Below are 12911 nucleotides of genomic sequence, written 5' to 3' on the forward strand. Positions count from 1 at the left end.
ATGTTTACAGGACTTATTAAGGAAAAGGGCAAGCTGACGCGAATCATTCCTCGTGGAAGGACCATTCTGTTAACCTGCCGAGCGTCTAAAAAACTACTAGCAGATTATCAGATTGGCGATAGTATGGCGATCAATGGTGTGTGCTTGACCGCCGTCAAAAAATCAGAGCAGGAATTTACGGTTGAAATTATACCAGAAACGTATCAGCGAACGTCGTTTTCAAAGGCAAAAGTATCTGACGAAGTAAATTTGGAACGAGCGTTAGCCTTCAATGGTCGAATTGAAGGTCATTTTGTCGCTGGACACATCGACACAACGACCCGCTTAGTCGAAAAGCGAGTGTTAGAAAATGCCTTGATTTTAACGTTTGACTACCCAAGAGAATTGACTGGTAAAATTATTTCTCAAGGCTCGATAGCAATTAATGGTGTAAGCCTGACCGTAACAGAAGCCACGAATCGCCTGTTTTCTGTGAGCCTGATTCCCCACTCGAAGGATCAAACCAATTTGGGGCGTTTACAGCGAGGAGAATTGGTCAATATTGAAACGGATTTGTTAGGAAAATATGTCAAAGCCCAAAGAAAGGACACATCGTATGGATAGAGAAAAAATCGAAGCCGCCATTGAACAGTTAAAAAAGGGTCAACTTGTGATTGTAGCAGATGATGATGATCGTGAAGCAGAAGGAGATTTAGTAGGAATTGCAAATCTAGCGACTACTGAAACGGTCAACTTCATGACAAAACATGCTCGAGGATTGATCTGTGCACCAATCTCCGAAAAAGTAGCTCAACGATTGCAGCTTTCTGAGATGGTCAAAAGAAATACAGACAGCTTCGGGACAGCCTTTACTGTAAGTGTCGATCATCAGTCAACGACAACTGGGATTTCGGCTGGTGAACGAGCACAAACAATCAAAGCACTAGCCGATCCCCAGGCAAAAGGAACAGATTTTAACAAACCGGGGCATATTTTCCCTCTGATTGGGAAAGCTGGAGGCGTACTTGTGCGAAGAGGACATACTGAAGCCGCGTTAGACTTGGCGAAAATGACGAATCAAAGTGAAGCGGCCTATATTTGTGAGATTTTAAATGACGATGGCTCTATGGCCCGCCGTCCACAGCTGGAAAAACTAGCAGAAGAATGGCAGCTGCCAATGATCACAGTGGAGGAATTAGCGAACTATCTGACTGCGACGGTACAAGGCAGGACGACGGTTCAGCTTCCAACTGAATACGGGTCCTTTGAATTAACATTGTTTGAGGATGGACAACAGCGAGAGCATTTGCTTCTTTCAAAGGGTGATATTTCAAACTCAGAACAGCCATTGTTGGTGCGGCTTCATTCGGAATGTCTAACCGGAGATGTCTTTGGATCTCATCGCTGTGATTGTGGTGAGCAGCTCCATGAAGCGATGCGCATGATTGAAGCAGAAGGAATCGGCGCGATTCTCTATTTGCGACAGGAAGGAAGAGGCATTGGCTTGAAGAATAAGCTGCGCGCCTACCAGCTTCAGGAACAAGGTCTAGATACCTATGAAGCCAATGTTGAGCTCGGTTTTGAACCCGATGAACGGGAGTATCAATTTGCTGCAGAAATATTAGCTTCTTATGGTATCAAGGAGATTCGCTTGTTAACCAATAATCCGGAGAAGGTGAAAGAACTAGAAGAACGAGGCATCCACGTTCACCAACGGGTTCCATTAGAAACAGCCCCTTTAAAGGAAAATAGTGCGTACTTAAAAACGAAAAAACAAAAATTTCATCATTTATTATCGATTTAAGAAAAGGAGAGAAAAAGAATGCCACAATTTGAAGGAACATTTGACGGCCAAGGAATCAAGGTAGGAATCGTTGTTGCACGCTTTAACGAATTTATTACCTCTAAACTATTAAGCGGAGCGATGGATAATTTGCTGCGGCATGGTGTAAAGGAAGAAGATATTGATGTCTATTGGGTACCAGGAGCCTTTGAGATTCCCTTTATCACAAAAAAATTAGTAGCAAGTGGAAAATACAGCGGGTTGATCACCTTAGGCGCAGTGATTCGCGGAGCCACCACCCATTATGAACTGGTTAGTAATGAAGTCGCAAAAGGGGTGGCCCATATCGGTCTAGAGTCAGAGATTCCTGTGATGTTTGGCGTATTGACCACAGAAACGATTGAGCAGGCTATCGAAAGAGCTGGGACCAAAGCCGGGAATAAAGGAGCGGAAGCAGCGCAGGGCTTGATTGAGATGGTGACGTTGAATCAAAAACTCTTTAGTTAACAGCACATAGTCATTTTGAACGAAAATCGTCCTTGTGGAACAATAGTAATAGGGGAGCGTAAATTCTTTAAAATGTAAGAAATATAATGTTGCTAAAAAACAGTCCTTTTTATTGATTTAAATTAATTAGTACCTATTCCACAGCTAGCATTACTTCGGACTAGCTGGATGAATCGCGAAATATAATTCCATTCAGAATAATCATAAACAGAATAATTCTAATCAGAATAAACTGTAAAAAACATGTTATACTGATCTTAAGGAAACGAGATAGATCAAACTCAGTTGACGTAGATTTCTACGGAATGAGATTGGAGGAATAGGGAAATGTTTGTAGGCAGGAAGAAAGAACTAGCTATTCTCGAAAAATTATACAAAAAATCCAGCTTTGAAATGGCCGTTGTCTATGGGAGAAGGCGGGTCGGGAAGACACGTCTTATCTCAGAATTTGCAAAGGGAAAGAAAACGATCTTTTTCTCGGCGAAAGAAGTGAATGATCGTTTAAATATCAATGGATTTTTACAAGCCGTTCAGGAACTTGTGGGGGAACATTTTTTACCTAATATTGATAATTGGGAAGATGCGTTTAATTATCTGTATGAAAAAACACGCGGTAGCAAAATTGTTTTGATTATTGATGAATATCCTTATGCAGCAAAGGCGAATAAGTCTTTAAATTCAATTCTTCAGCATTTTATTGACCACAAACTTGATCTTGATAGTAATATTTTTATGATTCTTTGTGGTTCGCAGGTGAGCTTTATGGAGGATGAGGTATTAGCAGAAAATAGTCCACTTTTTGGTCGAAAGACTACGCCTATTCATGTAGGAGAACTAGATTATATTGATGCCGCAAAATTCCTTGACAGCTACTCAAATGAAGACAAAGTGAAATTTTATTCCTGCATGGGAGGGATTCCGTACTATCTTTCTCAAGTAGATAAGACCCTATCCTTTGATGAGAACATGGAGGAGCTTTATTTCGATATTTATGGTGGTCTGTATTCAGATCCAATCATGGTATTGCATCAGGAGCTGCCAGAGCCTAAATTATATAATTCGGTTCTGCAAGCTATTGCCAGTGGGGCGAACACGCTTGAACAAATTCGGCAAGCAACATATATTGAAAAAAGTACATTGAGTAAGTACCTTAAAACACTAGTCAATATGCGGATTATTCAACGGAATTTGCCCTTCGATGTTGATCCGTTGAAGAGCAAAAATTCTCATTATACTTTAAAGGATAATGTCTATCGTTTTTGGTTTCGCTATGTCTTCACGAATCAAGAAGAGATCGAGCGTGGAAGAGGAAAAAGGCTGTATCAAAGAGAGATAAAAGAAACATTGAATGAGTTCATTGGTGCCCCTGCTTTTGAAGAAATCTCCATGAGCTATTTATATTTCTTAGATGAATTAGAAGAATTGCCCTTCTTTCCTAAACGTACAGGTTCATGGCGAGGGAAGAAGCAAAAAGGGGATTCTGATGAACGTGAATTTGATATTGTAATGGAGAATAAGAAAGAGCAAAAAATTTTGATTGGTGAATGCAAATGGCGCAATCAATTGAAGACGGTGAAAGAAATTCAAAAATTAATGAGCCATGCCTCCTATTTACCGGGATACGATGAGTATTACTTCTATTTTTTCTCAAAAGCGCCGTATCCAGAGCAAGCGCGTGAACTAGAAAAAATCCACGAAAACCTCGTATTAGTGACGATTGATGATTTGTTTGATGAGAAGATCGTTACGCTTCATTGAATGGGATGAATACAAGAGGTTGGTGATTTTTATAAGTCATCGTTGTTTCTTAGAATAGGTTGTTGCCTAGTATAGGAGACTCCAAAAGCTCCAGAAATTGACGAGTGTCCGTCGTTTCTGGAGCTTATAAGGTGAGTTCCGATGTTCACCAATTGTTTGATATAAACTAACACTTTAACTCTTTTTCTCCCATTTTTCAAATAAGATTCAACTTGAAAGCTTTACAAATTAAATTTCTTCGCCATTTGATGCAATCACTTGTTTATACCAATTGAAGCTCTTTTTCTTATATCGGTTGAACGTTCCATTTCCGAAATTGTCAGCATCTACATAAATGAAGCCATAGCGTTTGGAAATCTCTGAGGTAGACATACTAATAATATCAATCGGTCCCCAAACGGTATATCCGATTAAATCCACACCGTTTTTAATAGCCTTTCCCATTTCATTAATATGACTGCGTAAGTAATCAATTCTTTGAGTATCCTCAATCTCGGTAGTCCCATCAGAGTGCTCTTGAAGTCCGATACCGTTTTCTGCGACGAATAGTGGAAGTTGGTATCTATCATAAAGCTTTTCCAGCGTGATCCGAAGTCCGACTGGATCGATCTGCCATCCCCATTCGTTGCTTTCAAGATAAGGGTTCTTAACACCATTCACCAAGTTGCCTGTTGTGAGTTCAGTATCTTTATCAATTTTATGTTTAGAAAGAACAGTCATGTAATAGCTGAAGGAAAGGTAGTCGATAGTGTTTTCCTTCAGCAGCGTCTCATCTGTATCTTCCATAATAAGATTAATATCATTTTCTTTAAAGAAGGCTTTTATGTAGCTTGGATAATAACCTCTCACTAAGACATCAGAATAAAAAAGATTTTTCTGATCGTCCTTGATTGATTCCAGGACGTCAAGTGGATCACAGGACGCTGCGTATCCTTCTCGGCGCGCTAACATGCCACCCATTTGTGCATTTGGAGAAATATCTTTTAGTATTTTTTTAGCCATTGCACTGGCCATAAAAAGGTGGTGAATCACTTGGTATTTATCCGTTTTTTCGTCCTTTATATAGTCCGTTGGAACAGCGCCGCCTACATAAAAACTATGATCAATCACATTTATTTCATTAAAGGCCATCCAATACTTGACCGAATCTTTGAACTCAGATATGACTGTCTCACAATAATGAGAGAAAAACGTCAGCATTTTTCGATTGATCCAACCTCCATACTTCGTAGCAAGATATGCAGGTGTTTCATAGTGGGAAAGAGTAACGATTGGTTCAATATCATACTGTTTTAACGTTCGGAATACGCGATGATAAAAATCCAAACCGGCTTTGTTCGGCTCTTTTTCATCACCTTTAGGGAATATTCTTGACCAAGAAATAGACATCCTTAGCGCTTTAAACCCCATTTCAGCAAATAAAGCAATATCCTCTTCGTACCTCTCATAGAAATGAATGCCCCATCTCTTAGGATAAATATCCTTTTTATCGGCTAATCTTTTTTCTATTTCCTCAATTGATAATTCATCGAAAGCAGCATATTTAGCGTAATCTTGATTTTCATAGTATGGAGCAGTATCTGCTACCGATGACCCGCGCCCATCCTTGTTCCAAGAACCTTCTGATTGATTTGCGGCGATAGCCCCACCCCATAAAAAATGTTCAGGAAAAAAAGTATCTTTTGCCATATTTTTACCTCCTTATCGTTATTTTAATCTTAAGACAAGGGAATGTTATAATCAATGGAAATTGGGCTAGGGTGCAAATGTTGTCCCCTGTATAAAGCAGGGTGCATATTTTGTCCCCCGACAGAAATGAAAAGAAAGTATGCTGTTAGTATAAAGAAATTGTTCTTTATAGAAATCGTTTGTGTAACTTTCGACAAATAGTATGAAGGAGGAAAAATATGAATTACCAATCAGTTTCTCAGGCGTTACTGGATGTTATTAAGATCGAAAACATTCGTAACATCACACACTGCGCAACCAGACTCAGAGTGAATGTCAGAAATATCGACCAGATCGACACAGAAAAGGTTGAACAAATTGAAGGGGTCTTAGGTGTCGTCAAACAGGGTGATACGCTGCAAATTATTTTTGGCCCGAATGTCCAAGGAGTCTACGATACGTTTAATCAATTATATGAGTCAAAAATTTCTACAACTAAAAGTAAAGAAGAAGATTCTACCAAAAGTAAAGAAGGACCATTTTCTAGAGCGCTGAGCTTTTTAGCCGCCGCATTTTTACCTACGATGCCAATCGTGGTTGCTGTGGGACTAATATCTGCAATTCTTAATATTATCATTCTTGCGACTAGTTTATCAGCAGAGTCACCTACCTACGAATTGATCAATGCAATCGCATCTACGGGTTTCTTTTTCCTTCCGCTCTATGTCGGTTATGGAAGTGCGAAGCAACTGAATATCAATCCTGTTTACGGCATATTTTTAGGGGCGGTATTACTAAATGAAGGAATTAACGGAGTAGAAGGTCTGAGTCTTTTTGGTCTGCCCATTGTCGCAACCACGTATTCTTATACCGCGCTTCCGGTGTTATTGGGCGTGATTATAATGGCTCAAACGCATAAACTTATTTATAAAAGAATTCCAAGCTATTTTAAAGAGGTCTTGATTCCATTAATTGTCATTACAGTCGGAACACTTGCTACGTTGCTGTTAGTAGGACCTTTAGGAGTCATTTTAGGAAATTGGATGACTGCTGGATTTGTATTCATTCATGATAAAATTGGTTGGCTGGCTCTGGGATTAGTTGGTGCACTATTTGGCTTTACGGTACTTACTGGAACAAACAAAGCGCTGGTTCCGATCATGGTTACTTCTCTCGCTGCTCAAGGGTATGATACATTCCTTATTCCTGCGATGCTTGGTACCAATATCGCGATTGCTACGGCCACTTTGGCTGTCGCTTATCTTGAAAAAGATGCGACGAAAAAAGGGACACAGCTGTCAGCCGGAGTGACTGGACTTATGGGTATTTCAGAACCATCCTTATTCGGAGTGCTAATCAATGATAAACAGGCATTATACGGCTCGATGATCGGAGGAGCTATTGGAGGGGTAGTGGCAGGTATAACGAATTTGGCACAAAACTCAATTGTTTCAGGCTTACCCGGATTAGCAACAATGGTTATCTCGAAGGCTCCATATACGGGTCTATCGAATATGTACGCAGGCATTTTAGTCATTGTCGTATCAGGAGCTGCCGGTTTTCTGGCGACGATTTTCTTAAAAAGAAGAAAAATGAGTAAGGTATAAGCGATGACTAGTTAATTTCAAAATACAAAGAAGAAGCTGGATGAAAATGATCATTCAGCTTCTTTTTGCATATGTTTTACTTCCTTATCAATAGTTGCGTATTCATAGTATAAAAAGTCAAAGAACAAATTTGTCGCGTATCTTCTGTTTACGACCTCTTCCTTGACCGTTTCATTTGAAATTTGATCCGTAAAATTGTAAAGAGTGCTGTCTGTTAATCGGATAATGTCGGTAAAGACTGAGTGAGTATATTGATTATTCAAAGTAACAAGATAGATCGGACACGTCATTTCTTCCAGATCTGTAACAATCGAATGCGCCATGACACTGCTGGAGGATAGGACGATGACTACATCATTTTCTTCTATTTGTATGTCGCTATCCTTCTTGTAATTGATGATGATATCCCAAAAAGAGTTAAATCTCAAAAATTGCATTTGCATATCCTCTACCATTCGTGTTGTTGAAGTAGAGGTAAGCCAGTAAATATTTTTAGCATTATGCATGACTTTCGCCAATGTTCTAATTTTCTCAAGAATCTTAGAGTTATTATTCAAAAAGAATTTCTGAATCTCATTTATTTGCTGAATGTGTTCTTTTACGTAGTCTTTTCTATCTAGTTCCTTTTCAAACATACTGATATCGTATGGGATCGTAAACTCATTTTTGAAATCCAAAAAACTCTCATGATCCAGTTTTGAGAAAAAACGCCGAACAGTGGCTCTTGAGACGTGACAATCCGCAGAAACATCGTAAATATTGATGCTTTTTATATCATCAAATCGCTTCAGAAAATATTTTGATAGTATTTTCTCCGTTGAGTTTGTCGGCGATTCATTGTACAGCCTCAGTAATAGTAAAAACGTTCCATATCTTTCAACTGACATTTTATTTCCCTTTCCAAAAAGTATTCTGCTATCATTTTATCATTTATTTTTGTTTTTCTAAGAAATAAATGGGAGGAAAAACGAGCAGGTGGAAAGAGTGTTGTCATGTTACAAGAAGGGGAAATTATATCAGACCAACAACTGACGGATTTTGCACATTATTTATCATTCAAGCCATACTATATTTCCCCACGCAAAGACAACCCAATTACAAGTCCACTTCAGCACTTGCAATTGGATTCTCTTTTTTATTATACATTGTTCTCTTGATCATCCTTATCAGGCAAATCCCCGACATCCCGTTCAAACACTCGCAGCCATTTCTGCAGCCACGCGATCTTTAGTCCAAAGGCATGGGCATTTTCTAAGATCGAACCAATCTCGTACAGAATCAGAAGAGCGGTCCAAATCAAGGCGACATTAATAGGCAAATCGATGCCAACGACAGGTGCTAGTATGTCTAAAGCAGCGGCACAGATAATTGTTGAGAACGTGATGAACTTGGTAAACAGTCCGTAAAGATTGATAGAGGAGACCCACGTATGGCTTTTTAGTGCTTTGGCGTAGCCAGTAAAAAGGTCTAAGCCAACCATCGTCAAAAAGACACCCATGATTGGGACACTTCCGCCGAATAGATAGTTAACGAGTGTTCCTCCAGATAAAATTGATAAAACAGTCATTTCAATTCCCTTCTTTCAAATAGATTTAATCAACATCTGCGATTTAGCTCGCAGGTGTCATTTGTCCTACGCTAGATAGAATGGAGATTAGCGATTAAGTGCTTGATTCATGATTCGCTGGGTCGTCTTTATTCCGCTGTTTTCGCCTGAACATTCGTTGAAGCAGGCCTTTTTTGTTGTTTGCATCTTTTCTTGTTGGCTGTTTAGTCGATCGTTTGACAGGTGCGGCTACAGTTGCTGGATGTGCGACGGGTTCATTCGTTTCTAACGATAATTGTGTTTTACTAAATGGCACAATCGCCACAGGAATCTGGAGCGGCACGTGTTCGGATTTCTCCTGTTTTTCTGGTACTTCAAAACAGCCAACCTTTTCACAGGTCGCTTCATAAAACGGTTCAGTTTGATCCACATCAATCTCGTTTTTCAGGTCAAACAGCGTGGTTACCTTGGTAGAGACAAACTTTGCCGTGACAACAGAATCAAATAGTTTTACGCCATCTTGTTCAAAAAGGTCTAAGGTCGTTAATAGTTCGCAAGCTTCTTTGATTTCTTCTGCCGACAAGCTCGTATCCACGTCCTGATAGGTCCAGTTGTGTTTCTTGCGGTCACTGTTAAAAAAAGTTGTGACCAATTTTGTAGACTCAGTGATCATTTTTCTTCTTTCCTCTCATTTATTTTCTGCGTAGGGTAGTTCTTATCAAGGCTCAGTCATTTCTTCAGGACGTACAAATGAAACCAGTGAACGAGCGACAGACAAGACTTTCTTGCCAAAATTTCTCAAAGGGAAGACCCTCATCGTCAGCCGTTTCCATTCAGGCGCCGCAAAGTAATCCTGAAAATAATAAAAGAAGCGCTTCATGGTACGTGTTGCTTTGGTGTTCATAAACAAATAGCGGACAAGATCGCTGAGAATGTTCGCAAACTCCTGCGCACCAAGTCTAAAACGGATGCGTAAAGCCATAATATATTTAATTGTTAAGCTGCTGTTCTGTGTTTCTTGATAAAAGGTCATGATTCGTGCCTCAAGTGTTTCGGGTTTTAGTGTGAAAATCTGTTGGTGCGTTAAAAGTGGTTCATTCATGGATCTTCATCCTCCTTATTTGTTTTGAAGTAGTTTTTTGTAAAAAGAAAGTTCGATTCGAATGCCGTATATCATTCAACTAAAGTGCTGGAACGATAAACTAGCTATTAATGCTAATTATTTTTCTAACTAAGAGACCTGCGAAAAGTTGAACTGACATCCTTATTTGTTTTAAAGTAATAATTTTTTCCAAGAGAAAAAAATCGTTCGATTCAAATGCCGTATATCATTCTTTTAAAATTGCTAAAGTAAGAACTGACATCCTTATTAATAGAGAAGAGCGGTACGTCTACCGCGACTTCTCAAATTTAGTAAAGCAATATCCTACTGTTGTTCCTGTGTGTTATCAAATAGGATCGTTTCAGTTGTTTCCACATATTTTGCGCTTTCGACTGTGTTGAAAAGGTCCGCGCCGTCTTTATGGAAAAGCTTGATGCCGATTAGACGTTGTAAGAGGCTTTTGACCTCAGTAGGCGTCTTATTTGGATCAGGGTTATTCAGGCTCCAGGTTTGTTTTTTTCCTAAGCTGGTTGTAAAGGTTGCGACAAGTTTAAACATCTAATTTTCTCCTTCCTTATTTGGTATACCGAGATTGGCTAGTTAGGAGCACACCGTCTAGGTTGCTGCCTTCTGGTGAAAGTTCTGTCAGGATGGCGCCAAGCTCTAGCACCGCTTCTTCGGTTGGTTCGTCGATGACGTTTTGGAAGTTCACCTTTCTTAATTTGTCTTCACCTGCGTCGATTTGTACTTGTAATTTGTTGCCGATTTTTTGAATCATTTTTTCATTCCTCCGTTATAGTATTTTTTTTGTTCCGGTCGGTGACTTAACGATAAAGGGGAAATACAAACTCGGTCAAAACCGGCAAAATTACATTTGGGGGTCAAAATTGCAGGAGTTTTCAATCTCTTTTTTACACAAATCCTATAAGAACAGGATTTTACTTTGTGAAAAATGAAAGAAGCCAGTAATTTTCATAGCCTCATGTAATTTTGCCTACTTTGACACATTTTGGGTTTTATGCGTGGAGAAGTAATGTTGATTTGATAGTGTTTGTAGAATGGAAACATCTTCTAAAAAAACTAAACATTTTTATTTGACTTAAGGTTTTCTTAATGAGTAAAGGAGAAAGTTGAAATGAGGAAGGTCTAGAAATAGTGTCGTGATTTAAAAAGATGACGGCTCCAAAAATTCAAATGGAGGCTTATTTTGACGGTTATAAGGAGTTAGAAGATTGATAAAACTAAGGATGTACGTTATAATGTACGTGATAACGTACATGTAGAAAGAGGGGCTTGTCATGGAAGTAATCACACCAACGAATTTAAGAAAGAATTTATTTGAAACTTTGAAGGGCGTAGCAACTGATAACAGCGAGATTGAAGTTACCTTAACGAATAAAGAGGGGGTAAATGATGGAGTAATCATGATGTCTAAACGTGAATGGAGTGCGATTCAAGAAGAATTATATTTGTATAGAACAGGTACGCTTGATAATGTATTTAGCCTTATGGAAAGCGAATCTGAGGATGATTTTGAGGAAGCATAATTGAGCGATTGGAAGGTATTAGTCCATAAAGAAGTTAAAAAAAAGCATTTACCGCTGTTAGAAAAAATAAATCTGCTATCTGACTATGAAGAAATCATCGAAACGCTAAAAAAGAACCCTTATACTCAAATTAGAAATTTTGAGCAATTACGTCCAAAAAACAAGCTAATGTATTCTATGAGAATCAATGGAAAGCATAGAGTTGTTTATACGATTGATAAGAAGAATAAAGTAGTTAAGGTATATTCTGCTTGGTCACACTACGAAAATAATATGCCAAAATAGAGAAACACGAAAAAAACCGTTAGGGAAAGCCCCAAGCGGTTTTTTGTGGCAAAAAGGATGAAAGAGTAGGCGATGCAATAGATCAATCAGCTCATATGCACGTAATTTTAGAGATAGTCCTTGTTCCGATTGAAAGGTCGATTGTTCCGATGTAGAGATGTTTCTCCTAACAAAAAGGGCGTTTAGTCCCGTGTGTCGAGTCAGTATTTCCAGTAGTAGACTTTGCTCGATCGGTTTAAAGATCAAAAATATTCTAATTCCAGACTGAAGCAATGGCAGACATTCTATTTTAGCAGCTGAGATCAAAAAAATTTCATACTGCTACGCATTAAATATGGGCAACGGCAATGAAACATCTCGTTACTCTAAATACATTGAAACCTTTTACAATTTTTACTTTGATTTAGCTTGCTTATCTTTATATAAAGAAGAGCCTAATATCAGTGATCCTATCCTATTAAGTAAATCATTTGTATCAGGGGCGGCAATTGATTATGACAAGTAGTATCAGTGAAAATTGCATCAAAAATACGATTTTAGAGTATACAGAGATCTTTCTGTGTACTTTTTTATTTTGATCATGAGGCTCAACAACTAAGTTAGCCGCCCTAACTTTCAATCAATAATTTTTCAAGTTTAGGTGTATAGAAATTGTCGTTAACTTTATTCAAAGGAGCGTCTACGTGTAATTGATTTACGATCGTATTTTCTTCTTGTGGAGAAATGTAATAGTTATACATTTTCTGTTCTGGAGATAAAAAAGTGTTGGGATGCTACTCTTTCAAAAAATAGAATGCCGCATCTAATACATCGGCGTCGATTTCAACAATGAGATTATTTGTCTGAATCAAATGAGTAGCTACAATCGGGTTTTCTTTAAAAAAAGATAGTAAGTCTTTCTCGTGTAATGCATCTTCCATAGTAAATTCTCCTAACCAAATAATTGGGTCATAATCAAATTTAGACCTAATTATTTGGTGTCTATCTACTCACAATAATAGAAGCAATGCTTTAATTTTTTTTGAATGACGCCATTCACAAAAGCTGCTACAACATAATAATCTTCATCACGTAATTAAGTTACGCAAAAAGCGACGGCTCTTTTTTGACATTAAAGGAAGTATAACAT

Annotated in this window: 15 protein-coding genes and 1 pseudogene; 7 read left to right on the plus strand and 9 right to left on the minus strand. The window is 38.5% G+C overall.

Annotation, left to right across the window (positions count from 1 at the left end; translation table 11 throughout):
- The 4 genes from OMU_RS05365 (at position 1) to OMU_RS05380 (ending at position 4027) form a co-directional block, all read left to right on the plus strand.
- Positions 1 to 603 (plus strand): riboflavin synthase, encoded by a 603-nt coding sequence (locus tag OMU_RS05365; protein ID WP_016178952.1) that lies wholly within the window; start codon positions 1 to 3, stop codon positions 601 to 603.
- On the plus strand, positions 596 to 1783 hold the full coding sequence (locus tag OMU_RS05370) for a bifunctional 3,4-dihydroxy-2-butanone-4-phosphate synthase/GTP cyclohydrolase II (RefSeq protein WP_016178953.1): 1188 nt from the start codon (positions 596 to 598) through the stop codon (positions 1781 to 1783). Before OMU_RS05365 ends, OMU_RS05370 begins: the two co-directional genes overlap by 8 nt.
- A gap of 18 nt (positions 1784 to 1801) precedes the next feature.
- Entirely contained in the window at positions 1802 to 2269 is a 468-nt protein-coding gene (gene ribH, locus OMU_RS05375; RefSeq protein ID WP_016178954.1) for a 6,7-dimethyl-8-ribityllumazine synthase, read from the plus strand.
- Between the two features lie 327 nt (positions 2270 to 2596).
- Complete coding sequence (locus OMU_RS05380) at positions 2597 to 4027, plus strand: ATP-binding protein (RefSeq protein WP_016178955.1); 1431 nt, start codon at positions 2597 to 2599, stop codon at positions 4025 to 4027.
- A 228-nt stretch (positions 4028 to 4255) separates the two neighbouring features.
- Here OMU_RS05380 and OMU_RS05385 read toward each other — a convergent pair whose 3' ends face one another.
- Complete coding sequence (locus OMU_RS05385) at positions 4256 to 5716, minus strand: glycoside hydrolase family 1 protein (protein WP_016178956.1); 1461 nt, start codon at positions 5714 to 5716, stop codon at positions 4256 to 4258.
- Positions 5717 to 5934: 218 nt separating this feature from the next.
- On the opposite strand from OMU_RS05385, the gene OMU_RS05390 reads away from it, so the two are divergent.
- The gene (locus OMU_RS05390; protein WP_016178957.1) at positions 5935 to 7302 is read left to right on the plus strand and encodes a PTS transporter subunit EIIC; all 1368 of its coding nucleotides are present in this window, start codon (positions 5935 to 5937) and stop codon (positions 7300 to 7302) included.
- Positions 7303 to 7352: 50 nt separating this feature from the next.
- On the opposite strand, the gene OMU_RS05395 is transcribed toward OMU_RS05390, so the two are convergent.
- The 6 genes from OMU_RS05395 to OMU_RS05420 all read right to left on the minus strand — a co-directional run bounded on the left by OMU_RS05395 (position 7353) and on the right by OMU_RS05420 (position 10728).
- Positions 7353 to 8189: a MurR/RpiR family transcriptional regulator gene (locus tag OMU_RS05395; RefSeq protein WP_016178958.1), complete on the minus strand. Its 837-nt coding sequence runs from the start codon at positions 8187 to 8189 to the stop codon at positions 7353 to 7355.
- Positions 8190 to 8440: 251 nt separating this feature from the next.
- A complete protein-coding gene (locus OMU_RS05400; protein ID WP_016178959.1) occupies positions 8441 to 8869 on the minus strand; it encodes a phage holin family protein in 429 nt (142 codons plus the stop codon).
- Between the two features lie 94 nt (positions 8870 to 8963).
- The gene (locus OMU_RS05405; protein ID WP_016178960.1) at positions 8964 to 9521 is read right to left on the minus strand and encodes a DUF2922 family protein; all 558 of its coding nucleotides are present in this window, start codon (positions 9519 to 9521) and stop codon (positions 8964 to 8966) included.
- Positions 9522 to 9566: 45 nt separating this feature from the next.
- Positions 9567 to 9950, minus strand: coding sequence for a hypothetical protein (locus OMU_RS05410; protein ID WP_016178961.1), 384 nt, complete (start codon positions 9948 to 9950; stop codon positions 9567 to 9569).
- A 324-nt stretch (positions 9951 to 10274) separates the two neighbouring features.
- The gene (locus OMU_RS05415) at positions 10275 to 10508 is read right to left on the minus strand and encodes a DUF2922 domain-containing protein (RefSeq protein ID WP_016178962.1); all 234 of its coding nucleotides are present in this window, start codon (positions 10506 to 10508) and stop codon (positions 10275 to 10277) included.
- A 16-nt stretch (positions 10509 to 10524) separates the two neighbouring features.
- Positions 10525 to 10728, minus strand: coding sequence for a DUF1659 domain-containing protein (locus OMU_RS05420; protein ID WP_016178963.1), 204 nt, complete (start codon positions 10726 to 10728; stop codon positions 10525 to 10527).
- 520 nt (positions 10729 to 11248) lie between these two features.
- Between OMU_RS05420 and OMU_RS05425 the strand changes: the two genes are divergently transcribed.
- Entirely contained in the window at positions 11249 to 11497 is a 249-nt protein-coding gene (locus OMU_RS05425; RefSeq protein ID WP_016178964.1) for a type II toxin-antitoxin system Phd/YefM family antitoxin, read from the plus strand.
- Positions 11498 to 11782, plus strand: coding sequence for a Txe/YoeB family addiction module toxin (locus tag OMU_RS05430; RefSeq protein WP_016178965.1), 285 nt, complete (start codon positions 11498 to 11500; stop codon positions 11780 to 11782).
- Positions 11783 to 12390: 608 nt separating this feature from the next.
- Here OMU_RS05430 and OMU_RS23995 read toward each other — a convergent pair.
- Together OMU_RS23995 and OMU_RS23340 are read right to left on the minus strand one after the other, a co-directional pair.
- Positions 12391 to 12537, minus strand: a pseudogene (locus tag OMU_RS23995) (DUF6577 family protein); the annotation flags it as partial.
- Between the two features lie 18 nt (positions 12538 to 12555).
- Positions 12556 to 12702 (minus strand): hypothetical protein, encoded by a 147-nt coding sequence (locus tag OMU_RS23340; RefSeq protein ID WP_016178966.1) that lies wholly within the window; start codon positions 12700 to 12702, stop codon positions 12556 to 12558.
- Between the last annotated feature and the right edge of the window lie 209 nt (positions 12703 to 12911).

It is taken from the genome of Enterococcus avium ATCC 14025 (assembly GCF_000406965.1).
GTDB lineage: Bacteria > Bacillota > Bacilli > Lactobacillales > Enterococcaceae > Enterococcus_A > Enterococcus_A avium.